General features: G+C 41.1%; 19 protein-coding genes and 2 tRNA genes. 10 read left to right on the forward strand and 11 right to left on the reverse strand.

All coding sequences use genetic code 11. The annotated features are described in order from the left end of the window. Positions 1-67: 67 nt before the first annotated feature. Complete coding sequence (locus AB9K32_RS11690) at positions 68-2,623, reverse strand: ATP-dependent Clp protease ATP-binding subunit (protein ID WP_224834850.1); 2,556 nt, start codon at positions 2,621-2,623, stop codon at positions 68-70. Between the two features lie 261 nt (positions 2,624-2,884). On the opposite strand from AB9K32_RS11690, the gene gyrA reads away from it, so the two are divergent. Next, a complete protein-coding gene (gene gyrA / locus AB9K32_RS11695; RefSeq protein ID WP_224834849.1) occupies positions 2,885-5,413 on the forward strand; it encodes a DNA gyrase subunit A in 2,529 nt (842 codons plus the stop codon). A 49-nt stretch (positions 5,414-5,462) separates the two neighbouring features. Continuing rightward, on the forward strand, positions 5,463-6,725 hold the full coding sequence (locus AB9K32_RS11700) for a tetratricopeptide repeat protein (protein WP_224834848.1): 1,263 nt from the start codon (positions 5,463-5,465) through the stop codon (positions 6,723-6,725). A 47-nt stretch (positions 6,726-6,772) separates the two neighbouring features. Here AB9K32_RS11700 and AB9K32_RS11705 read toward each other — a convergent pair whose 3' ends face one another. Beyond that, positions 6,773-7,525: an NlpC/P60 family protein gene (locus tag AB9K32_RS11705; RefSeq protein WP_224834847.1), complete on the reverse strand. Its 753-nt coding sequence runs from the start codon at positions 7,523-7,525 to the stop codon at positions 6,773-6,775. 20 nt (positions 7,526-7,545) lie between these two features. After that, a complete protein-coding gene (locus AB9K32_RS11710; protein ID WP_224834846.1) occupies positions 7,546-8,721 on the reverse strand; it encodes an acetyl-CoA C-acyltransferase in 1,176 nt (391 codons plus the stop codon). Between the two features lie 115 nt (positions 8,722-8,836). Between AB9K32_RS11710 and AB9K32_RS11715 the strand changes: the two genes are divergently transcribed. From AB9K32_RS11715 to AB9K32_RS11735, 5 genes are all read left to right on the forward strand, one after another. Further along, positions 8,837-10,873, forward strand: a complete 2,037-nt coding sequence (locus tag AB9K32_RS11715) for an HD family phosphohydrolase (RefSeq protein ID WP_369885261.1) — start codon at positions 8,837-8,839, stop codon at positions 10,871-10,873. A 109-nt stretch (positions 10,874-10,982) separates the two neighbouring features. Next, a tRNA-Ser gene (locus tag AB9K32_RS11720) sits at positions 10,983-11,066 on the forward strand. Between the two features lie 20 nt (positions 11,067-11,086). Further along, a tRNA-Pro gene (locus tag AB9K32_RS11725) sits at positions 11,087-11,161 on the forward strand. A 251-nt stretch (positions 11,162-11,412) separates the two neighbouring features. Further along, positions 11,413-12,672: a site-specific integrase gene (locus tag AB9K32_RS11730; RefSeq protein WP_369885262.1), complete on the forward strand. Its 1,260-nt coding sequence runs from the start codon at positions 11,413-11,415 to the stop codon at positions 12,670-12,672. 29 nt (positions 12,673-12,701) lie between these two features. Further along, positions 12,702-13,235, forward strand: coding sequence for an ORF6N domain-containing protein (locus AB9K32_RS11735; protein ID WP_369885263.1), 534 nt, complete (start codon positions 12,702-12,704; stop codon positions 13,233-13,235). A 38-nt stretch (positions 13,236-13,273) separates the two neighbouring features. Here the strand turns inward: AB9K32_RS11735 and AB9K32_RS11740 are convergent, their stop codons facing one another. Genes AB9K32_RS11740 through AB9K32_RS11775 form a run of 8 tightly spaced genes read right to left on the reverse strand, consistent with a single transcriptional unit; the run spans position 13,274 to position 20,145 of the window. Further along, complete coding sequence (locus AB9K32_RS11740; RefSeq protein WP_369885264.1) at positions 13,274-14,074, reverse strand: DUF4138 domain-containing protein; 801 nt, start codon at positions 14,072-14,074, stop codon at positions 13,274-13,276. A gap of 11 nt (positions 14,075-14,085) precedes the next feature. After that, positions 14,086-15,063 (reverse strand): conjugative transposon protein TraM, encoded by a 978-nt coding sequence (gene traM / locus AB9K32_RS11745; RefSeq protein ID WP_369885265.1) that lies wholly within the window; start codon positions 15,061-15,063, stop codon positions 14,086-14,088. Positions 15,064-15,075: 12 nt separating this feature from the next. Then, entirely contained in the window at positions 15,076-15,690 is a 615-nt protein-coding gene (locus AB9K32_RS11750; protein WP_369885266.1) for a conjugal transfer protein TraK, read from the reverse strand. Between the two features lie 45 nt (positions 15,691-15,735). Continuing rightward, positions 15,736-16,575: a hypothetical protein gene (locus AB9K32_RS11755; RefSeq protein ID WP_369885267.1), complete on the reverse strand. Its 840-nt coding sequence runs from the start codon at positions 16,573-16,575 to the stop codon at positions 15,736-15,738. Continuing rightward, positions 16,575-17,156, reverse strand: a complete 582-nt coding sequence (locus AB9K32_RS11760) for a conjugal transfer protein (protein WP_369885268.1) — start codon at positions 17,154-17,156, stop codon at positions 16,575-16,577. The genes AB9K32_RS11755 and AB9K32_RS11760 overlap by 1 nt, the downstream gene beginning before the upstream one ends. Positions 17,157-17,178: 22 nt before the next feature. After that, positions 17,179-19,587, reverse strand: a complete 2,409-nt coding sequence (locus tag AB9K32_RS11765) for a TraG family conjugative transposon ATPase (RefSeq protein WP_369885269.1) — start codon at positions 19,585-19,587, stop codon at positions 17,179-17,181. Then, positions 19,574-19,858: a hypothetical protein gene (locus AB9K32_RS11770; RefSeq protein ID WP_369885270.1), complete on the reverse strand. Its 285-nt coding sequence runs from the start codon at positions 19,856-19,858 to the stop codon at positions 19,574-19,576. Before AB9K32_RS11770 ends, AB9K32_RS11765 begins: the two co-directional genes overlap by 14 nt. Next, a complete protein-coding gene (locus tag AB9K32_RS11775; protein WP_369885271.1) occupies positions 19,858-20,145 on the reverse strand; it encodes a hypothetical protein in 288 nt (95 codons plus the stop codon). The genes AB9K32_RS11770 and AB9K32_RS11775 overlap by 1 nt, the downstream gene beginning before the upstream one ends. A gap of 264 nt (positions 20,146-20,409) precedes the next feature. On the opposite strand from AB9K32_RS11775, the gene AB9K32_RS11780 reads away from it, so the two are divergent. The 3 genes from AB9K32_RS11780 to AB9K32_RS11790 all read left to right on the forward strand — a co-directional run bounded on the left by AB9K32_RS11780 (position 20,410) and on the right by AB9K32_RS11790 (position 22,672). Then, positions 20,410-20,976 carry an N-acetylmuramoyl-L-alanine amidase gene (locus AB9K32_RS11780; RefSeq protein ID WP_369885272.1) on the forward strand — a complete coding sequence of 189 codons (567 nt, stop codon included), beginning with the start codon at positions 20,410-20,412 and terminating at the stop codon, positions 20,974-20,976. A 182-nt stretch (positions 20,977-21,158) separates the two neighbouring features. Beyond that, on the forward strand, positions 21,159-22,235 hold the full coding sequence (locus AB9K32_RS11785; protein WP_369885273.1) for a helix-turn-helix domain-containing protein: 1,077 nt from the start codon (positions 21,159-21,161) through the stop codon (positions 22,233-22,235). Further along, entirely contained in the window at positions 22,235-22,672 is a 438-nt protein-coding gene (locus AB9K32_RS11790; protein WP_369885274.1) for a hypothetical protein, read from the forward strand. Before AB9K32_RS11785 ends, AB9K32_RS11790 begins: the two co-directional genes overlap by 1 nt. Positions 22,673-22,850: the final 178 nt, after the last annotated feature.

The following is a 22,850-nucleotide window of genomic DNA, read 5'->3' on the forward strand; positions in this document are numbered from 1 at the left end:
GTGTATGGTAATTACAGGGCATAAAAAAAGCTGACGATCGTCAGCTTTTTTTAAGTGTTGTTTCAAATTATTTTTCGGCTTCGGGCGATTTCTCGGCCTTTTTTATTTTAATGGTGAGTTCATCATTTTTCTCGTCCAGATCCATAAAAATACTGTCGCCTTCTTCCAACTTAGAATTCACTATTTCCTCTGCAAGGGCATCTTCAATATATTTTTGGATGGCTCTTTTAAGAGGTCGTGCACCATATTGTTTATCGAACCCTTTGTTGGCGATGTAGTCTTTTGCTTTTTCGGATAGATTCAGGTCATAGCCGATTTCCTTGATTCGCTTGTACAGCTTGTTCAATTCAATATCGATAATTTTATGGATATCTTCTCTTTCCAAAGCATTGAATACTACGACATCATCGATCCTGTTAAGGAATTCCGGAGCAAATGCTTTTTTTAAGGCGTTTTCAATTACACTTTTTTGATGGCTATCGGCCTGTGCCTTTTTTGCAGCGGTTCCGAAACCTACACCTTGTCCAAAATCTTTTAACTGTCTGGCACCTATATTGGAGGTCATAATAATTATGGTGTTCCTGAAGTCGATCTTACGTCCAAGACTATCGGTCAAGAATCCATCATCCAATACCTGTAAAAGCATATTGAAAACATCGGGATGTGCTTTTTCCACCTCGTCCAACAATACTACGGAATAGGGTTTGCGGCGTACTTTTTCCGTTAACTGACCGCCTTCTTCGTAACCTACGTATCCGGGAGGGGCCCCTACCAATCTCGAAATGGCGAATTTTTCCATGTACTCGCTCATATCTATGCGAATAAGGGCATCTTCGGAATCGAACAGTTCCTTGGCCAGAATTTTGGCCAATTGGGTTTTACCGACCCCTGTTTGTCCCAAGAAAATGAACGAACCTATTGGTTTGTTAGGGTCTTTGAGTCCGGCACGGTTTCTTTGAATAGCCCGTGCAACTTTGGTTACGGCTTCGTCCTGGCCTATTACAAAGCCTTTGATCAAATTGGGCAGTTCTGCCAATTTGTTGCTTTCGGTCTGGGCAATTCTGTTCACGGGTATTCCACTCATCATGGAAACCACGTCGGCAACGTTGTCCTCGGAGACCGTTTCCCGATGTAACTTGCTTTCCTCTTCCCAGCGTTCTTGGGCGGATGCCAATTCTTTTTCGAGACGTTTTTCGTCGTCTCTAAGTTTGGCGGCTTCTTCGTATTTCTGTTTTTTGACAACGCTGTTCTTAAGTTCGCGAACGTCTTCCAACTGGCCTTCCAGTTCCAGAATTTGTTTGGGAACATCCATGTTCACGATATGCACTCTTGATCCAGCCTCGTCCAAGGCATCGATGGCCTTGTCCGGTAAAAAGCGGTCCGTCATGTAGCGGTTGGTCAATTTTACGCAGGCCATAATGGCGTCGTCCGTATAGTTTACGTTGTGGTGCTCTTCGTACTTCCCTTTGATGTTCATCAAAATCTCGATGGTCTCTTCCACGGAAGTAGGTTCTACCATAACCTTTTGGAATCGACGCTCCAAGGCACCATCTTTTTCTATATATTGTCTATACTCATCAAGCGTAGTTGCTCCGATACATTGTATCTCACCCCTTGCCAATGCGGGTTTAAACATATTGGAAGCATCCAAGCTGCCTGTTGCACCCCCGGCACCAACAATGGTATGTATCTCATCAATGAACAAGATGATATCGTCGTTCTTCTCCAACTCGTTCATTACGGCTTTCATTCGCTCTTCAAACTGGCCACGGTATTTTGTGCCTGCCACCAACGAAGCCAAATCCAAGGTCACCACTCTTTTGTTGTAAAGAATACGTGAAACCTTTTTGTTGATAATGCGCAGTGCCAAACCTTCGGCAATGGCACTTTTACCAACTCCTGGCTCACCAATAAGCAATGGGTTGTTCTTTTTTCTACGACTCAATATTTGGGAAACACGCTCAATTTCCTTCTCTCTGCCCACAACGGGATCGAGTTTGTTCTCTTCGGCCAAACGAGTGAGGTCCCTGCCAAAATTGTCCAAGACCGGTGTCTTGGATTTTTTGTTTCCCTTTGGAGCGGATCCGGAACCAAAGGAACTTTCTTTGCTATCGCCCATATCGTCTGCGTCCCCAGGGAAAGATTCTGCCTGAGGGGAATCAATATAATCATCGTCACTGGTGATCATGGATTTGAACTGTTCCTTTACATTGTCGTAATCCACTTTTAGCTTGTGCAACAATTTTGTTGTAGGATCATTTTCGTTCCTAAGAATACAGAGCAAAAGGTGCGCTGTATTTATGGAGGAACTTTGGAAAAGCTTTGCCTCCAGGAAGGTGGTCTTCAATGCTCTTTCCGCTTGGCGCGTAAGGTGAAGATTTTTTTTATCCTTCTGTATTGTTCCTGTATTGGGATTTGCAGGACTCAGTATTTCCACCTTTCTGCGAAGGTGGTCCAAGTCCACGTCCAGTGCGTCCAATATGTTTATGGCCTTGCCATTCCCGTCTCTTAAAAGACCCAGCATAAGGTGTTCCGTTCCAATGAAATCATGGCCCAATCTCAGGGCTTCTTCCTTGCTGTATGCTATAACGTCTTTTACGCGGGGGGAGAAATTATCGTCCATACGTTTCTTTTTCAGCAATTAAAATTAATAAAAGTATTGTTACGATGGGCAAATACCGTACCCTTATTCGATAAAGTAGTGCTAAATGTCGGAATAAATAACTTTTTTAACCGGATTTAACAAAGCTTTATTGGCAGCTCGGTTATCAATCCGAACTGTTGATAATTTTTTTAATAAAGTCTTAGTAAAGGGCTATAAAGGCTCGTATTTTCTGTATATTGCCATGATAATTTAACCACAAAAAAACAATAATAAATAAGCATGGCGGAAGGAGAAAAGTTAATTCCCATTAATATTGAGGATGAGATGAAATCTGCCTACATTGATTATTCAATGTCGGTCATTGTGTCACGTGCCCTGCCAGATGTTCGTGATGGTTTAAAACCTGTACATAGGAGAGTGCTCTACGGAATGCACGATTTGGGTGTAAGGGCCAATAGTTCACACAAAAAATCGGCCCGTATTGTAGGGGAGGTTTTAGGTAAGTATCACCCGCATGGGGATTCTTCTGTGTATGATACCATGGTGAGAATGGCACAGGAGTGGAGTCTCAGGTATATGCTGGTAGATGGTCAAGGTAACTTTGGCTCTGTAGATGGCGATAGCCCTGCGGCCATGCGTTATACCGAGGCCAAAATGCGCAAGATCGCCGAAGAAATGTTGGCCGATATTGACAAGGATACGGTAGATCATCAGCTTAATTTTGATGATACCATCCAAGAACCCACCGTATTGCCCACCCGTATTCCCAACTTGTTGGTGAACGGGGCATCCGGTATCGCTGTGGGTATGGCAACCAATATGCCTCCCCACAATTTATCGGAAGTGGTGGATGGTACTGTTGCCTACATAGATAACCATGATATTGAAATAGATGAACTGATCACACACATTAAAGCCCCGGATTTTCCAACGGGTGGAATTATTTATGGCTACGATGGTGTAAAGGAAGCTTTCCACACTGGTCGTGGACGTGTGGTAATGCGTGCAAAGGCCACTATTGAGGAAGTACAAGGTAAAGAGAGTATCGTGGTTACCGAAATCCCATATCAGGTGAACAAGGCGGATATGATCAAAAAGACCGCCGACCTCGTTAATGAAAAGAAAATCGAGGGCATTTCTACCATTCGGGATGAATCCGATAGAAATGGTATGCGCATCGTTTACATTTTAAAGCGCGACGCCATTCCGAACATCGTACTTAACATGTTGTACAAGTACACGGCGCTTCAATCCTCTTTTAGTGTCAACAATATTGCATTGGTCAATGGTAGGCCGGAGCTGTTGAACCTAAAGGACATCATTCACCATTTTGTGGAGCATAGGCACGATGTCGTGGTCCGTAGAACCAAGTTCGAGCTTAAAAAGGCCGAAGATCGTGCGCATATCCTGGAAGGACTCATTATAGCTTCCGACAATATAGATGAGGTAATTGCGATTATCCGAGGGTCCTCCAATGTAGAGGAGGCCCGTAACAATTTGATCGAACGCTTTAAATTGACAGAGGTTCAGGCGAAGGCAATCGTAGAAATGCGCTTGCGTCAACTTACCGGTCTGGAGCAGGACAAATTAAGAGAAGAGCATGCCGAACTTTTGAAGACCATCGAGGATCTAAAAGATATTCTTGCGAAGAAAGAACGAAGAATGCAGATCATCAAAGATGAACTTCTTGAGATAAAAGAAAAGTATGGGGATGATAGAAGATCGGAAATCAACTATGCAGGAGGTGACTTGAGCATAGAGGACATGATCCCGGATGAGCAAGTGGTCATAACCATTTCGCATGCAGGATACATTAAACGAACTTCGCTAACCGAATATAAGACCCAGAACAGGGGCGGAGTGGGCCAAAAGGCATCGTCCACAAGGAACGAGGATTTCTTGGAGCATTTATTTGTAGGGACCAACCATCAGTACATGTTGTTCTTCACTCAGAAAGGAAAATGTTTCTGGATGCGTGTATATGAAATTCCCGAAGGAAGTAGAACTTCAAAAGGAAGGGCTATCCAAAATCTTATCAATATAGAACAGGATGATAAGGTCAAAGCCTTTATCTGTACCCAAGATCTTAAGGACGAAGACTATGTGAACAGTCACTATGTGATCATGGCCACAAAGAAGGGAACCGTTAAAAAGACTTCCTTGGAGCAATACTCAAGACCTCGTCAAAATGGAATCAACGCCATAACCATCAAAGATGGTGATGAGCTATTGGAAGCAAAGCTAACCACGGGCACTAGTCAAATATTCTTGGGACTTAAATCCGGTAAGGCCATCCGTTTTGAGGAGTCCAAGACCAGGCCAATGGGTAGAAACGCGTCCGGTGTAAGAGGTGTATCCTTGGCAGATGAAAACGATGAGGTGGTAGGAATGGTATCCGTACATAATTTCGAGGATGACATTTTGGTGGTTTCCGAAAGAGGTTACGGAAAACGATCCAATATTGATGACTACCGAATCACCAATAGAGGAGGTAAAGGTGTAAAAACCATTTCCATTACCGAGAAAACCGGAGGACTTGTCGCCATAAAGAATGTTACCGATACCGATGATTTGATGATTATCAATAAATCGGGAATCGCCATTAGAATGGGTGTAGAAGATCTTAGGGTAATGGGCAGGGCCACACAAGGAGTCCGCTTGATCAACTTAAAGGACAACGATTCCATTGCCGCGGTAGCCAAAGTAATGAAAGAAGATGACCCTGTGGACGAAGTGGACATTAGGGATATCGAGGTGAACGGTGAAGATGGCACAGCTATTGATAATAACACCGAGGATAAAGAATAATTTCAACTAAGTAATAATAGGTAAACACTAAATAATTAGAATTTTTAACATGAGAACAAAAATAATTGTACTTCTGGCCATGGGAATTTCCACAATGGGATTTGCACAGAAGGATGAGATGAAGGCGGCGGAGAAAGCACTTAAAAATGGTGATGCGGCTGCGGCAAAAGCAGCCTTGACCAGTGCCGCCTCAACAATCGATTCGGCCAAGGAAAGGGAACAGGCCGAGTATTACGCGCTTTTAGGAAACGCCAATTACGATTTGGCCAAGAAAGGAGACGTTTCTGCTTTTCAATCAGCCGTAGATGCCTACAATAAGGTAATCGCTGTAGAAGAAGCTAGTGGCAAAGCCAAATTTACTGCTGTAGCCCAAGAAAAAATGTCTCAAATGACAGCTGATTTGGTTAACTCTGCAGTAGAGGACAACAACAACAAAAAGTTCGGTGAGGCTGCCGAAAAGCTTTACATGGGGTATAAACTAAGCCCTAAGGATACGGTTTATTTGTACTATGCAGCAAGTAGTGCAGTAAATGGTCAAAACTACGAAGAGGCCTTAAAGTACTATAATGAACTAAAGGAATTGGGCTATAATGGTGAATCTGTAAGCTATACTGCGGTTAATGTCGAGTCCGGTGAAACAGAAACTATGGACAAAGCCACCCGAGATCTATATGTAAAAGCCGGAACGCACAAAGACCCTAAGGAAGAAGTAAGCCCGTCCAAAAAGCCGGAAATCGTAAAGAATATTGCCTTGATCTATCAACAAATGGGCAATAACGAGAAGGCGGTGGAAGCATATGCAGATGCCAGGGCGGAAAACCCAGATGATGTGAACCTAGTGCTTGGAGAAGCCAACCTATACTATGCCATGGGGCAAAAAGATAAATTCAAGGAGTTGATGGGGCAAGCTTCCGCAATGGCCCCGGACAATCCTGACTTGCTTTACAACATTGGAGTAATAAATATGGAGCAAGGCAACTTAGAGGACGCTAGAGATGCCTACAAAAAGACTTTGGCCATTGATCCAGGTTACATCAATGCGTTATTAAACCTTTCCACTACATATGTAAACGAAGGAAACGGTCTTATCGATGAAATGAATGCTTTGGGAACTTCTAAGGCGGACATAGCCAAGTACGACGAACTTAAAGATGAAAAGGACCGCCTTTTTAGAGAGGGAGCCAAAGTTTTGGAAGATGCATTACAATCCAATCCTGACAATGAAAGTATTCTTACACAGTTGAAGAATATTTACGGAGCATTGGGTGATAACGATAACTACATGAGAATTAAAAAGCTTTTGGGAGAATAATCGTAATTCTTCTATAAAAAAAGAGCCCCGCTAAAACGGGGCTTTTTTTATATCACTTTTTTAATGACCCTTAATTGATGGGTATAGAGTTTCTCTTCGGAATTAAAGATTCCCGTGTGGTCAATCCGATCAATGCGAACATGACCATGGACATGGATAATGTAGTTGTCCTTTAAGATTATGCCAACATGATCGATCACCCCTTCGTTGTTATCAAAAAAAGCAAGGTCGCCTGGTTCACTTTCTTCGATAAAGCTCAAAGCTTCACCTTGTTTGGATTGATTTTCGGCGGTTCTTGCCAGCGAATGCCCATTTATTTTGTAAACCATTTGAGTAAACCCGGCGCAATCAATACCAAAAGGAGTTTTTCCACCCGATAAAAAAGGAGCTTTCAAGTATAAAATGGCCGTATCCACCAAGCTTTCCTTTGGAGTTTTTCCAGTATGTATGCTTCCTTCAAAAGTGTGGTTCAGCAATTCCGGGGCATTGATCATGGAGCCCATAAGAATGGGCAGTAACATTCCGTTTTCCGTGCAAATATGGGATATTACGTCGGCACATATTTTTTGAGGATCCATTGCATGTATCCTTTCAAAAGTTTGCTCTTCGATAAAGGTTAGCTGATTATTGGGTGTCCAACCTTCAAAATTGTCATAAGCTGACCGAATCCTGCTCCATTTCTTCCTTTTCTCCAATACCTTAAAGTGCTCCCCGTATAACAACTGGGAAGTCATTTCGGCACCATCGTCCGGATTTGTTCGTATAGGAACAACACTTAGAGGACAAATTCCATATTGCATTTACTGTACGGCTTGAATCACTAATTTCTTTCCAAAACAATTGAGGAGGCGCCACCACCACCATTACAGATGGCCGCAGCCCCAAGTTTGGCATTATTTTGTTCCAAAATGTTCAACAGGGTAATCGTGATTCGAGCACCGGAACATCCTAGCGGGTGCCCTAGGGATACTGCGCCGCCATTTACGTTTACATTGGAATCATTTAGTCCAAGAATCTTCATGTTGGCCAATCCGACCACTGAAAATGCTTCATTGAACTCAAAATAATCAATGTCTTCTATGGAAACGCCTGCGCGGTCCAGTGCTTTTGGTAAAGCTTTGGCAGGTGCCGTGGTGAACCATTCAGGTTCGTGGGCGGCATCGGCATATCCCTTAATGGTTGCAAGAGGTTTTAATCCCAGTTCATTCGCCTTTTCCTCACTCATCAAAACAACGGCGGCTGCACCATCGTTAATGGTGGATGCATTTGCTGCTGTTACCGTACCATCCTTAGAGAAGGCCGGTCGCAAAGCGGGTACTTTCTCAAGCTTTATATTTTTGAATTCTTCGTCTTCACTAACCACAATTGGCTCGCCTCTTCGCTGTGGAACTTCCACGGGAACCACTTCGTTGTTGAATTTTCCTGCTTTCCATGCGTCGGCTGAGCGTTTGTACGATTGAACCGCGTAAGCGTCTTGATCTTCTCTACTAAACTTATATTCGGTTGCGCAGGCATCGGCACAAACCCCCATGGCGTTTTGATCATAAGCATCGACCAAACCGTCCTTTTGCATACCGTCCACCATAGTGGCAGGACCAAATTTGGTGCCCTGTCTCATATTTACATAGTGTGGGATCATACTCATATTTTCCATACCACCGGCAACAACTATGGAGTTTTCGCCCAGGGCAATGGATTGTGCGCCCTGCATAATGGTTTTCATTCCGGAAGAACAAACTTTATTAACGGTGGTACAAGGAACAGTATTGGGAATTCCGGCAAAAATGGCAGCTTGTCTTGCAGGTGCCTGTCCAGTACCTGCTTGTACCACATTGCCCATCAAAACCTCTTCGACAAGTTCGGGCTTAAGGCCGATTTTCTCCAATGCGCCCTTAATGGCAACTGCACCTAATTTAGGGGCTGGAACACTGGATAGGGCTCCCATAAAACTACCTATTGGCGTTCTGGCAGCGGAAACGATTACAACTTTTTTCATATGTGCATTTTTACTCCTGCGAAAATACTAAATTTAAATGCAAACCAATGGGGAGTTCGGTCAACGGACTTCTTAGTTATATATTTTCTATTTTTGAAGCTAATAGAATAAGGGAATGGGAAAAACTTTGGACAATGTATACAAACATCAATCGCTGGTCTACAAGTATTTCCTGTATGTGGTCTCGGTGGCCTTGATCGTGTTTTTTTTTCCAAAAGGAGGAAAATTTAAATACGAATTCCAGAAAGGTAAGCCGTGGCAATATGAGAATTTATACGCTCCCATTGACTTTTCCATACATAAGACCCAACAAGAGGTAGAGGAGGAGCAATCTACCATTCGAACCAATAAAACGGATTACTACACGTATAGTTCAACTGTTGTTTCGGAGGTGAGGGCAGAAGTCTCGAATGGGATAAATACCTTGTTCCAGACCGAAATTTTTACATCAAGCCAACGGGAATCATTGAGAAATTTATCCGAAGAAGTTCTCACAAATGTATATGACCATGGGATTTTTCAAAATATGCCCCAGTCCCGAGCAACAGTGGTGGTAAAAAATAATGAGGCACAACCCATTGCTCCCAATGATTACCAGAATGTAGAGCTCGCCAAAAAAGCAGTGACCGAATATTTGTCCGATGCCAACAGTTATGGCACGGATAGGTTGTCAGGGATTATCAGGAACAACCTTAAAGCCAATTTGTTCTACGACAATGTTCTAACCGAAAGTGCCCTGAACGACGAACTTTCTAAAATTTCCTATACCCGTGGAGAGGTGGACCAAGGAAAACTGATCATATCAAAAGGTGAAATAGTAGAGAATGAAGATTTTAAAGTGCTGAGCTCCCTTAGGGATGAGTATGAGTCCGAATTATGGATGGGAAGCAATTATTATTTTATACTACTTGGGTATACGATATTGGTGGCCTTGGTGCTCATTATGTTGTTTCTGTTTTTGAAACGCTACAGAAGCGATATTTTTCTGAACAACAATAAGGTTACTTTTATTTTCTTCAACATTTTGTTGATGGTCGTCGCTACAACATTAATGGTGAAACATTACGAAAATTTTGTTTACATGGTGCCTTTGTGCATACTTCCCTTGGTGCTAAAGAATTTTTTTGATGCGAGATTGGGTCTTTTTGTCCATGTGCTAACAGTTCTGATTCTTGGTTTTGTTGTACCTAACAGCTTTGAATACATCTTTTTACAGATAATCGCAGGTATTGTTACTATTTTAACGGCTTCCGAACTTTACAAGAGAGCAAATCTATTTATATCGGTAGGTCAGATCACCTTGATCTACATTGTGGGATATTTTGCCTTTCATGCCATACACGAGGGGAATCTGGACAATATAGAGTGGGTTTTGTTCGGGGTTTTTGTTTTGAATGGACTTTTGACTCTTTTTGCGCAACCGCTAATTTATATGTTCGAAAAAATTTTTGGTCTTGTATCCGACGTGTCGTTATTGGAACTGTCCGACACCAACTCCAAATTGCTCAAAGAATTATCGGATAAAGCACCGGGCACGTTCCACCATTCCCTGCAAGTGGCCAATTTGGCCGAAGCAGCAGCAAACGAGATCGGGGCAAATGCAATGTTGGTAAGAGTGGGTGCGCTATACCACGATATTGGAAAAATGGAGAATCCGACCTACTTCACGGAAAATCAGATTACCAATGTAAATCCGCACGACGATCTACCGCCAAAGGAAAGTGCAAAGATTATAATAGACCACGTAATTAAAGGTATTGAGATTGCAAGAAAAAACAATGTTCCCGATCGGGTCATAGATTTTATTCGAACGCACCATGGAACCACACTGGTGTATTATTTCTTTAAAAAACAACAAGAGTTGGATAAAGATGCCGATCCGGCAAACTTTAAATACCCAGGACCTGTGCCATTCTCCAAGGAAACAGCTATTTTAATGATGTCGGATGCAGTTGAAGCGGCTTCCAAAAGCTTAAAGAACCCAACTTACGGTATAATAGATGCGTTTGTGGAGAAAATTGTAAAAGGACAAATGCAGGCCGATCAGTTTTTAAATGCCAATATTACGCTCAAAGAAATCGAAATGGTAAAGAAAGTGCTTAAACAGAAGCTCACCAATATCTATCATTTAAGGGTGGAATATCCTGAATAGCAGGATGATGATAAAAGTTGTAATAAAAAAATGAAAAAATAGTTGCGATCTTGTTTCTGAAAAGGTACATTTGCATCCGCATTTTTAGAGTGCACGTTCATAAAAAATAGGAGAGGTGCCGGAGTGGTAACGGAGCAGATTGCTAATCTGTCAGCGCGTAAGTGCTGCCCGGGTTCGAGTCCCGGTCTCTCCGCTATTTCCAAAATATTACCTCGGGGTGTAGCGTAGCCCGGTTATCGCGCCTGCTTTGGGAGCAGGAGGTCGCAGGTTCGAATCCTGCCACCCCGACTTTTTAACATATCAATTGTTACTAAAAACCTGTTAATCGTATGATTATCAGGTTTTTTAGTTTTTAAAGAAATCAAATGGTTCGATTTAATGCGTCAACAAAAGTCAACAAATCGGATAACAAAACCGTTTTAACATTTGTGTTGACCTAATTGTTAAAGCAGCCTTTTTGGTTTGGTAAATAAATGTATCTTTATAAGTGATTTGGCTTTCGTCTGACAACACCTGTTGTTAACTAAAAGACGAAACAAATGAAAACATCGACCACCTTCAGTATTTTGTTCTGGGCAGACTTCGCAAGGGCAAAAGACAAACAAGCCTCCCTCTACGCCAGAATTACCGTAAATGGAAAACGGGCGACCATTAGCCTAAAACGAAAAACTCTGGTCTCCGATTGGGACATCCACAGAAACAGGGCGAAGGGAAACAACCAAAAATCCAGAATACTCAACAGCTATCTGGACGAAACCTACACTTTTCTTTTTGAGTGCTATCGGGAATTAAAGATGGAACGCAAACTGATTACCGCCCAAGCTGTAAAAGCAAGGTATTTTGGAGAGGACGACGAAAGCCGTTCCATTATGGACATCATTAATTACCATAATGAGGATATGGAGGGCAAGCTGAAATGGGGCACCCAAAAAAACTATTTCACTACCCAGCGCTATATTTTCAAATTCCTTAAAAAAGCATATAAGACTACCGATAAGTATTTACAGGAATTGGATTATGATTTCATTATTAAGTTCGAAAAGTATCTGCGGAGCTACCTTCCGGAGGACCACCAGAAACCGATGGGTAACAATACCGTAATGAAACATATTGAACGGTTCAGGAAGTTGGTACACCTGTCCCAAAAATTAGGATGGATAGAGCTTGACCCTTTCATCAACTTCAAATCCAAGTTCATAAAAAAGGAACGCGGGTTTTTGAGTCTGGACGAACTCCAGGAAATCGAAAATAAGGAACTGACCATTTCAAGGTTGCAAATGGTAAGGGATTTGTTCGTTTTCAGTTGTTATACGAGTTTGAGCTATATCGATGTCATCCATTTGACGGAAGATAACATCTGTATAGGCATTGATGGAGAATTATGGATTCATTACAGACGTGAAAAAACGACCAAACCCGTCCGCATACCGTTGCTTCCAAAAGCTTTGTCCATTATCGAAAAATACAGGAACAATCACAAAGCCGTTGCCCAAGGCAGGCTCTTTCCCAAAATATCCAACCAAAAACTGAACTCTTATTTGAAGGAGATTGCGGATGTCTGTGGTATCAAAAAGAACCTGACTTTTCACATTGCCAGACATACATTTGCCACTACCGTTACATTGAGCAATGGTATACCCATTGAAACGGTATCGAAGCTGTTGGGTCACTCGAAAATTTCGACCACCCAGATTTATGCCAAGGTCATTGAGCGTAAAGTAAGCGATGATATGCAAAAATTAAGGGTGCAATTTTCTGACCAGAAAAATGATTCAAACAAAGCTTATCACAATATGTGATAGGTACTTTAATAACCAAAAACTATAAAATGGAACTATCAATAATAAAAGAAAAAATCTTTACGATTAGAGGGTATAAAGTCATGTTGGATTTTGACCTTGCCGAACTTTATGGAGTTGAAACAAGGGTGCTGAAACAGGCTGTGAGACGGAACATTGACCGTTTCCCCGATGATTTTATGTTTGAACTGACCAAAGAGGAGTTGGAGAATTGGAGGTCACAATTTGTGATGTCCAATGAATCTAACAAAATGGGATTACGATATGCTCCCTTTGCATTTTCTGAACAAGGGGTTGCCATGCTCTCCAGTGTACTGAAGAGTAAAAAGGCAATACAGGTAAACATTTCCATTGTTAGGGCTTTTGTCATGTATAGAAAGCATCTTGCGGACTATGGGGATTTAAAGGAACAAGTAGCCAAGCTTGAAAAAGAAATGAACGTTAAATTCAAGGACATCCACCAAGCGTTGAACTACCTATTGCAAAAAGATAAAGTACAGATTGACCAACAGAATAGGGAACGAATTGGGTTTAAAACCAATGATAAAAAACCAAGCCGATAAAGCTTGGTTTTTTAGGTTTATATAGTACAGTAATTTTGTTAAAGAGTTGTCTCCAATACCACTTTTCTGCTTCCGTTCCGTTCCTTCAGTTCCAGCATCAACTTTTCATTGTCGCCCAGGACAAACTTCGGAAACACATACACAAACCGTTGTGATTGCCCATTAATAATGGAATAGGGCATTTTATGTTTGTAAATAATCTCCTGGTGCAATCGTTGGTAAGAGGCTTTCCGTTTGTTGTTTCCATTGTTACGGTACACATTTAGATAGTCGATTTCAAAATCGATTCCGGATTTGTTCTTGACCTCCATGACCAAATACACCTCGGAAGCATCGTAGACCATTTTCTGTAACTTTAATCGGATTCCTTTTTTACGTTTTACGGCAATGGTTTCAGAACCGGATCTGAGTAAATATTCACTAGCTCTTTGAAAATAAGCGGTTCTATCCTTATTGGTGGCGGTTGCTGGATTTTCAGTTTTGAGTATTTCCATTGTGGGGCTTTCATTGCCGATACTTTCAGCTTTATCAATAAAGTAGTTCAATTTGGGAAGTTTGTCGGCATATTTCAAGATATAGGAATACACCTTGCCGTCACTGGTAACGGCCAAAAGATTGCTTTCGGTTCCTGGTTTGGCCTGTAATAGCCCAAAATACTGTTCCTTCTCACGGTTGTAGGTGAACACAAAATGGGAAGCTCCCGTAATACCTTGTCGAATAGGATTAGGAAAGAACAAAGCAACGTTCTTTTGGTCATTGGCATAAATGGTATCGAGTGGTCTCTGTGCCTGTATCGAGATTGTAAAGGCCAATAACAGTAAAGTGATAAAAGTTTTCATAAGATTGATATTTAATAATTGTCCATTATGGGCTTTCCTTGAAATTTGGTCTTGGATATTTTTAAAATGAGCTTGTAGTTATCGGTAATCGTCACTTTAACATTGCGGTGGTTTCGCTGGAAAATCTTCTTGAACCCGCTTACCTGTGGTACTCCGGCAATGTTGATATCGTCCACCATATCGCCGACAATTTCATTGCTAACTTCCGCCCTAAAACTGTTCTCCACATAAACCCCTTCGCTACCATCCTGATAGTCATGTGCCCTTAATTTTACGGGTCGATGGTCGATGTTTTCAATATCGATGATGGCCCGGTTGGGCTTAAAGCTGATAAACCCATAAATGGGCGTATTCCTTGGATAACGCTGCCCATAAATCATGGCATCCTTTAGGAGTCGCATCTGTAGGCGATAATTGTTCTTGACGGTCTGCGTACCATCCACACGGACGTATATGAACGTGTCCGTATTTTTTGCGTTCAAATCGTCATTCTCAATGGGGTGTGATGCAAAAAAGAGCTGATGTTCCAAAGCACGTTCCTTGACCCCGACCTCGGTTTCCTGTCCGTCAATGACATCCATCGTGTCCCTTTCCTTCACAATGGTGGGTTTTGAAGGCCTGTACCTCGGATTGATATGTTCATAGGATTGCTCCGAATATTTAATCTGCCCCTGTTGGTAGATACTATCCACCAGCCGCATTTTCTTTTTATCCAATAAATCCGGGTCATATACGCCCGTAGAATCCAGTAGGCGTTCATCGTAGATGCTCGGGGCGTTGGTCTGCCTGACTTCCTTTAAGTCGTTCAGTGCATCCAATTTGGAATTGTACTGTTTTTGGTCGTCCTCCAATTCTGGCACTAGAACCTGGTTGTTCTCTAGGGTTGGTTCTTCATCCTCTCCCAATACTAGTATGGCATAGCTTCCTATAAAAAGTAGGATACATACCAATACAATGGAAAAGATGATTTTGTTTTTTTCTACTTTCATTTTATACGGGTTTTATTGTTCATCATTGATTTTTCGTAATGTTTTTTCAAAAAAGTCGGCAATCAGCAATCCGTGGGTATTGTTCGGAAAGTTCCTATCCACCTTGATAAGGTTGCCCGTTGTGATAAGCTCGTAGGTATCGGTTATGGAACCCCGGTTGATTTCAAAAACGGTCCTGGTCTCAAACCTGTAAGGCTCGTTTTGGATATCTACTTTGGATTCTATGCCCAACACTTTTTGCACCAATGAATACTGTAACAAACGGTTATAGACCCCATCGGCCTTTTTCTGTCGATAGAGGGCATCCACTGAGCTGTTGCCCAGCCATAATGCCTTTTCCAGATTCTTTTCGTAATTGCTCGCATCGATATTGTAGAAATAGGTATGGAACAGCTCCAGATGGGCCAATGCCTCCACGTTCAAATTTTCCTGTTGGGAAACCAATTTCAGGGGAATCACACTTCCGTCCGAATTGACCACAAAGGCATTATTAACTGTTTCCTTATGTAATTTGATGACCATCAGTATGGAAACAATACAGGTAAGCACAGCTCCAATAACGACCGTCAAAACAATAAAGCGGTTCAGCTTTAGGATGTCGTATATGTTTTTATAAGGTGTTTTCATTAAGTATGGATGATTAATTGCCTAATACGCCTTTTAAAATGTGCTTTAGGCGCTGAAAAGTTTAAAGGTGAAGGAGATGGCTCTACGGTACAGTTTGAATTTCAGGAATACGATAAACCCGATAGAACCCAATTGCAATAGCGGAGCGAAAAAGCTGCTTCCCCAATCCGTCCCGAAGAGGTTGCCCCAAAAATTGGTGTTGATTTCGGTGTAGAGGTTGTTCACGAATACATTCACCAAAAAGAAGGCCGGCACCAACATATACACCCCGGCATAGAGCTTAAAGAAATTGTACGCCATCGACCTAAACTTTTCAAACACGGCCAAACTAATGACCAACGGGAAAAACGCCTGCATGATGCCCAAAAGGAAAAAACGCTCCGCCAAGAACAAGGGATAGATGAACAAATCCAACAACCATAGGAAAACCCCGATGATAAAGGCCAGCATCTTCATCCCGTACAATGGTGTAACCAAGGCTTCATAAAGGATGGCCATTGCCTTTTTGGCGGCTTCCAGGGCACCCACATCCTGTTCGATGTCGATATCCTGCATCTGCAACGGGAGGAGTGCCGGAGCCGTGTCCCGGTATTGGGTTTCGATGGCCACCAAAATGGCATCGAAAACGCCCAATACCTGTGTTGAGAAAATGACCAGAATGACCACGGCGAAGTTTTTTGCCAGTTCCGCAGGGGTCAGTCCCCAGGTATAGCCCTCATTGTTTGCTACGCCCTCGTTGTATTTTTTTAGGATGTTGACCAAGAAGAACAGTACCGCAAGGGCTTTCATGCCCCCAATCGTATATTGCGAGAAGTCACTATTTTTTATAGTTTGAAAAATAGTGTCCACATATTCCAGTCCTATGCCCAAAAAAATGCCCGACATCAATAATTGGTTTCGCGATTATTGATTTTATGCTGCATTTCCCGAAAGGCGATAATCTCCCGATAGCGTCTGGTCTTAGCTTCAATTTCCGCTACCATTTCCTTAGATTCCAGTTCCTTTTCCTTCAAGACTGCCGCACGTTCGGCATCTGTCATTTTCATATTGTCACTGGACAGGATCTGGTCAATGTATTCCATGCCCGCAATGGAATTTTCCAAAATGGCATCAAAGGAATCCGATATACGGGTGACTTCATCGGGCTTGATAAACGGGGAATTCAATATTTCCCTTAAATCGCCCTGCACCACTTGGTACAGACGTTGGTTGTTCTCGGCAAGTTCCTTTACCGCCTTTAACTGTTTGATGACATTGTTGACCTTATCGATGTTCTCCTTTTGCTGTTTGAGAAATTTGACGGTCTGCATCAGGTTACTGGTCTGCTTTGCGGATTCGACCAACGACTTCATAAAGGAAATGAAGTTGGTGTTGTCATACACGGGCATCCCCTGGGCCGTAGCACGGCTGGGCAATAAAATGACTAAGGTTATTGCCAATACTAAAATTTTGATTTTGTGTCTCATTTTTTTTGTTTTAAAGTGATTATTATTGTGATTCATGCAAGAAGCGGCCAATGGCCGTTTCCATATTGTTTGTTTCGTTATAAATAGCAATTATTGCCTCGTTTTCCTGTCCATCGGTGAGGTAGGCGGCAAAGACCTCAGACGGTACTTCCAATCGGAAAATATTGCTTTCCTTTCCTATTTTGATGAACATCTCGGTGTACTTTCTGTCCCCGGTCAAATTGTTCCGGATGGATTTTAACTGGTTCAGGTCGTGACTGGAGAGGTTCAACCTCTTCTTTAATTCTTCATATCCTTTCTCATTGCGGAGGCTGTAAATGACCTGAGTGTTTTCAAGGATGCTTGCCGATGTGGAATTGTTGGGCAATTGGTTGATGGATTGCAGAATAATCCCGATGGCACCGTTCTGTTTACGGATGGCCTGATAATAGAATTCTACGCTTTCCAGTACGTTGCCGAATTTGAGTTGCTTAGCAAACTCATCGAAGAGGATAATCCCCTTTTCGGCCTTGTTTCTCCAAATGGTGCGTTGGATAGCGGACTTGATGAGCTTCAACATTACCGAAAGGATTTCCTTATTGTCCTTCACTTCGTCCAGTTCAAACACAATCAAGCGTTTGTCCTCGATTTTATAGGTCTGGTCTTCGCTGACGTTGAACAGGAAACTGTACAGCCCGTCATCGACATATTCCGAAAGGATGTGCAGAAAATCATAGATATTGAAATGCTGTTCCTGGATGTGCAGCTCTTCCAAAAGGCTGTCCTTTTTTGCATCGACGAATCGGTATAGATTTTCCAAAGAATGGGTACTGTTCCTATTCTGTAAATAGTAGTGCCTCAATACTTTTTTAACGGCCACTTCTTCAGCTTTGGTGGTTACCTTTCCGGAAGCTAAAAGCTCTAAAAGAAAGATTGCTAAATCCTCTAATCGCTCGGGTGTCAAATCATTAACATTAGATATATAAAAGGGATTGATGCCCAGATTTTTCCTTTGCTCGTACCGCAAAATGATGTGCTTATCGGGATAGAGCTTGGCAAATTTTGAATACGAACCACCTAAATCAATAATAACCAACCGAACATTTTGCTCAAAGTATTGGCGTAGAATATTGTTTGCCAAAAAGGATTTGCCCTCGCCTGTTGGGGCGAAAATGGCAAAGTTCCGGGCCTTGATGCGTTTCTTCTTTTCGTCCCATACATCCTTTAGCACGGGAATGTTATGTTGCCTATCATTAAAGATGACACCTGTGGCATCGGATTGGTAATTAGTATTGTTGATATACAGACAAAGCGCATGTTTTAAGTCTGCCACATATAAATCCTCGTTGGAAAAGTTGGAAGCGAAACAGCAATAGGAGTTCAAAAAATAATTTTTCCGTTCCTCGCCCTTTGGGTAGTATGGCACGATGTCCAATTCCTTGAACTCGGTCTTGATTTTAGAAGCGATTCTTTCTAACTGTGCTTCCTCCTTATCCCAAAAAACAATGTTCAAATGTCCTCGAATAATCCGTGAACTGTCATCTTCATTGATTTTGTCAACGATGTCCTCGATTTTCTTTAATACGACCTTGTTCTGTGTACCGAAATTGGAACTCTTCTTCAGTTCCTCGATTTTTTTATCGAGCAGCTTTCGCCATTTGTGTTTATCGTCCAGATAGATGATTTGGTTGACGATATGGTTTTCATTAATGTTCAGTCCCAATCCATCGATATACCCTTGGTGGAATACAAAATCGTCCGAAGTGAACCTGTCATTTGTCTTGCTGCTCTGCACCACATCGCCAAAACATAGTTCACTATTGATGGCTAATACATCAAAATGGTTTTCACCGATTTCAATATTCGACTTCTTGAGTTGGATATCGGTATCAAAACCCTCGTTGAACCCGTTAAAATAAGTATTGGTCAGTTCGAGGATTTCGTTTTCTTTTAATGGTATAAGGGACACCCTTCGGCTATTGTTGACAAAGGAAACGGCATCGTTCACCGAAGCGATGAACTCCTTTACGGTATGGTCCATCTGTTTATGGATGCCCTTTTCGACCTTTCGGAATGGATTGACAAACTTTGGTGCATTCAAAGCTTTGTTGTGCGGAAGAACAAAGAACAGATAGCAACTATGTTGCAGATAACCACGTCCCTTAAAATAATCGTGAGTCGCCTTTTGAAGGAAGGTATCATTGGGCAACTTGTTCGCCGTATAATTGCTTTTCCGGTAAATGTCCTGTTTGTGGATGACCGTGGCTACGGGCAATGATTTGAACGCCTGAAACCACGAACCGTGCATGTCCTCAAAATCTTTTTCCGAAAGGGAGTAGATCTCGGGATTGTCCACTTGATAGCCCAAGACCACATTGCCATTGTTGGCAAAGATGGTATGGCCCTGGATGTCCAAAATGGGATGGTATGCCGATAGGTTAATCTTTTTCATAATTCAAGCGACTGCCTTTTTTATTGCTGATAGTTTGTGGAAATACCTTTTTGATGTGCATCAAAGCAGGGTTTCTGGTAAGGTGGGTCAGAACGGTATATAATGCCCCGTTCCATAGGAACACAGAAACGATGACCACAAAGCTGAACGAAAAGATGATGAACAGTAAAGAGCCGATAACGGATGTCATCATCAAGGCGAACAGGGATATGGGCAACCCCATAATCACCGCCCGCTTGCGTATGTTTTTATAGACCTCGAACCGTTTCATTACACTACTATACCTATTAAATAGGTGAAGATGCCCACTACGGCTCCGGCAATCAGCACAAAGACCAGTACGCGTGTAATCCCTTTTTTCAAATCGGCATTTTCACCAAAGAAATGTCCGGCATTGAATAGGAATCCGATAAGGAAGATAACCCCGAGGATAATTGGGAAAATGGCACGAATGGTGTCAGAAACGTCGTTGACGGAATCTTCGATGCCCCCGATTTGGGCAAAAGTCGTGCTTGAAAAGAACAGCAAAAGAATGGTTACATAGAGTGATTTTTTCATAATGAAATGGATTTAAAATTTGCTTGATTTTGATATTTGAAAAATACTGTATATTGTAATTCAAATAATTGATAATCAGTTATTTGTGAATAAAATAAATTTTAAATCCGATTGTTTTTGTTTGATGCGAATTGGCATCAAATCGTATGGAAATTTGAAGGGCCTATGTTGATAACTCTAAAATTTTGGAAGGGGCTGGGCTTCAAAAACGTCAGTTTTTGGATTTTGCTCCTGCAATTCTGCTTTGTTTTTGGTCAGCAAAAAGTGATTGTCATCGACCCCGGACATGGGGGAACCGATTCCGGTGCAATAGGTATAAATGATGCATTGGAAAAAGATGTGGTTTTGAGTGTAGCCAAGGAAATTATAGTGCTTAACAAAACCATTTTTGACGAGAGGTTTGCCATCTATTTGACCAGGTATACAGATACCTTGATTTCGTTGAAAGATAGAGGGCAGTTGACCAGAGCACTCAAAGCGGATGTATTTGTATCCTTGCACTGCAATGCTTTGCCCAAAACATCAAAGGGGATGGAAGTTTATGTACATGACCCTAAAACTCTACAGCCACATATCAAAAAGTCCATTGGCTTGGGAGTGTCCATTTTAATCGAAAGCACAGGAAAGCTCGGTTTTAAGGGACGGGGCGTAAAGTTTGCCAATTTTCAGGTACTTCGGGAAACTGTGGCACACTGTTCGTCGGTACTTGTAGAAATGGGGTTTATGACCCATGCTGATGAAGCGGATTATTATTTGAAGAAAAAAAATATCAGGGCGATGGCATTGGCTATTTTAATGGGATTGTATAACTATTTTAATGCTGGACTATGAAGGAGTTCTTTGTTGAGATTGTGAAATGTTTAGGTCAGATTATTGATAAGATATTTAAAGATTTCATAAAGTTAGCATAAGTGCTTTATTAACATAGTGTTGAAAACTATAAAACCAAAAATCGTATAGTAAAATATTTTTTTTGTATTATTGCTATACGATTTAGTTTTAAATCATATCAAATGAATGACATAGGTAACAAAATAAAAGAATTAAGGACTTTAATGAACTTGTCATTGCAGGATTTAGCCAAACTTGTAAATGTCTCCAAGGCTGCAATTCAACAATATGAGAACGGTTCCACTAAACCCAGTAATCTTGTGTTGAAAAATATTGCGTCGGCTCTTACTGTTAATGTTTGGGATTTTTATAGAATACCTAAATATAGTCTAGATGTCAACTCCATTAAGTTTAGGGATGCACATACTCTTTTTGATGCAAATAAAGAAGCCGATATAATAAAAAAGGATGTTATAAATTTTATTGAAAATTATATAGAATTAGAAACTATTTCAGGAAATGATATTGATTTTGAGAATCCAATAGATGATATGGTTATCTCTGATTATACCGATGTAGAGCGTGCGGCGAAGAAAGTTAGAAAAAAATGGAAATTAGGAAATTCACCGATAGATAGTGTTTGTAATCTTATTGAAAGTAAAGGGATAAAAATTATTACTATTAATAGGAATACTGGTTCTGGAGGTCTTAGTGCATGGGTAGATAATGTTCCTGTAATCATACTCAATGATTATTTCGAACATACAAGGGAGACGACTAGAAGAAGATTTACGATTGTTCATGAGCTAGCACATATCTTAATGAGATTGGGCGAAAATATTGACAAGGAGCAAGAAGAGTATTTCTGTAATCGATTTGCGGCTGCTTTTCTATTAGTTGATGAAGCGGCCCATTCTTATTTTGGAAAAGATAGAACCTCAATTTCTTTGGGAGAATTAAAAGAGATTAAATTGATTTATGGAATATCAATAAGGTCAATCATTTATAGAATGAATAGTCTAAAACTGATAGATGATGATACAAAAGATAGGATTATAAGCGAGTATGAGATATGGCGTATTGATAGGAAAGATTTTGGGGAATATATTAAGAGTGACGAAAAACCGAAAAGATTTTTTGAATTGTTAAGAACTGCTTTAACCGAAAATAGAATTGAAAAATATAAGGCATCAGAGTTAAGCGGAATCCCCATAGACAAACTTAATGAATTAACCATAAAAAATTTTAATCTCAATTAATGTTCATTTTTTATGACATAGAATATTTGTGCTTACTAAGTGACGTCAGGCAATTATCGCTAATAAGGGATGATGGTTATAAGATTTTTGTGCCCCATTTACAGGTTCAAGGTTATAGTAGTGATATAAAAGGAAAAATAAGGAATTGTGAAGAATCCAAGTTGATAGAAATGCTAGATTGCTATGGGTTTGATGATTTCCTTCATGAACATGATTTAATCAATAGTGTTTTTGGTAAAGGCTTTTTATTCTTATTGCATTGTTGTAAAGCAAATGATATCGCTCTTGTAATTGACAATACAAGGTTATCTCAAATAGCTTTGTGTAATAAACTGAAAATAAAAATTATATCTATTGAAATGTTTAATAGGGAAGTAATAAGAAATGAGCAGTATTATAATTTTTTAATGGCAAATAAAGATAGAATAATGATATAAAAAAGGCCGACACCTTCAGGGCATCAGCCTTTATGCTTTAGATGAATTGAATCCATCGTAAAGAATGTTTTGCAGCACGAATATACTACTTATCGGGTAGATATTCACTCTTCACGTTGAGTTTTTCAGTTTCTACAAATAACCTAGTTAACCAACCTTCTATATGTATATAGATAAG

It is taken from the genome of Allomuricauda sp. XS_ASV26 (assembly GCF_041224615.1).
Taxonomy (GTDB): Bacteria; Bacteroidota; Bacteroidia; order Flavobacteriales; family Flavobacteriaceae; genus Flagellimonas; species Flagellimonas alginolytica.

What these genes read in the sequence shown, in the direction of transcription:
- AB9K32_RS11690 (WP_224834850.1), bottom strand. Translation starts at nt 2,623, where the DNA reads ATGGACGATAATTTCTCCCCCCGCGTAAAAGACGTTATAGCATACAGC.
- gyrA (WP_224834849.1), top strand. Translation starts at nt 2,885, where the DNA reads ATGGCGGAAGGAGAAAAGTTAATTCCCATTAATATTGAGGATGAGATG.
- AB9K32_RS11700 (WP_224834848.1), top strand. Translation starts at nt 5,463, where the DNA reads ATGAGAACAAAAATAATTGTACTTCTGGCCATGGGAATTTCCACAATG.
- AB9K32_RS11705 (WP_224834847.1), bottom strand. Translation starts at nt 7,525, where the DNA reads ATGCAATATGGAATTTGTCCTCTAAGTGTTGTTCCTATACGAACAAAT.
- AB9K32_RS11710 (WP_224834846.1), bottom strand. Translation starts at nt 8,721, where the DNA reads ATGAAAAAAGTTGTAATCGTTTCCGCTGCCAGAACGCCAATAGGTAGT.
- AB9K32_RS11715 (WP_369885261.1), top strand. Translation starts at nt 8,837, where the DNA reads ATGGGAAAAACTTTGGACAATGTATACAAACATCAATCGCTGGTCTAC.
- AB9K32_RS11730 (WP_369885262.1), top strand. Translation starts at nt 11,413, where the DNA reads ATGAAAACATCGACCACCTTCAGTATTTTGTTCTGGGCAGACTTCGCA.
- AB9K32_RS11735 (WP_369885263.1), top strand. Translation starts at nt 12,702, where the DNA reads ATGGAACTATCAATAATAAAAGAAAAAATCTTTACGATTAGAGGGTAT.
- AB9K32_RS11740 (WP_369885264.1), bottom strand. Translation starts at nt 14,074, where the DNA reads ATGAAAACTTTTATCACTTTACTGTTATTGGCCTTTACAATCTCGATA.
- traM (WP_369885265.1), bottom strand. Translation starts at nt 15,063, where the DNA reads ATGAAAGTAGAAAAAAACAAAATCATCTTTTCCATTGTATTGGTATGT.
- AB9K32_RS11750 (WP_369885266.1), bottom strand. Translation starts at nt 15,690, where the DNA reads ATGAAAACACCTTATAAAAACATATACGACATCCTAAAGCTGAACCGC.
- AB9K32_RS11755 (WP_369885267.1), bottom strand. Translation starts at nt 16,575, where the DNA reads ATGTCGGGCATTTTTTTGGGCATAGGACTGGAATATGTGGACACTATT.
- AB9K32_RS11760 (WP_369885268.1), bottom strand. Translation starts at nt 17,156, where the DNA reads ATGAGACACAAAATCAAAATTTTAGTATTGGCAATAACCTTAGTCATT.
- AB9K32_RS11765 (WP_369885269.1), bottom strand. Translation starts at nt 19,587, where the DNA reads ATGAAAAAGATTAACCTATCGGCATACCATCCCATTTTGGACATCCAG.
- AB9K32_RS11770 (WP_369885270.1), bottom strand. Translation starts at nt 19,858, where the DNA reads ATGAAACGGTTCGAGGTCTATAAAAACATACGCAAGCGGGCGGTGATT.
- AB9K32_RS11775 (WP_369885271.1), bottom strand. Translation starts at nt 20,145, where the DNA reads ATGAAAAAATCACTCTATGTAACCATTCTTTTGCTGTTCTTTTCAAGC.
- AB9K32_RS11785 (WP_369885273.1), top strand. Translation starts at nt 21,159, where the DNA reads ATGAATGACATAGGTAACAAAATAAAAGAATTAAGGACTTTAATGAAC.
- AB9K32_RS11790 (WP_369885274.1), top strand. Translation starts at nt 22,235, where the DNA reads ATGTTCATTTTTTATGACATAGAATATTTGTGCTTACTAAGTGACGTC.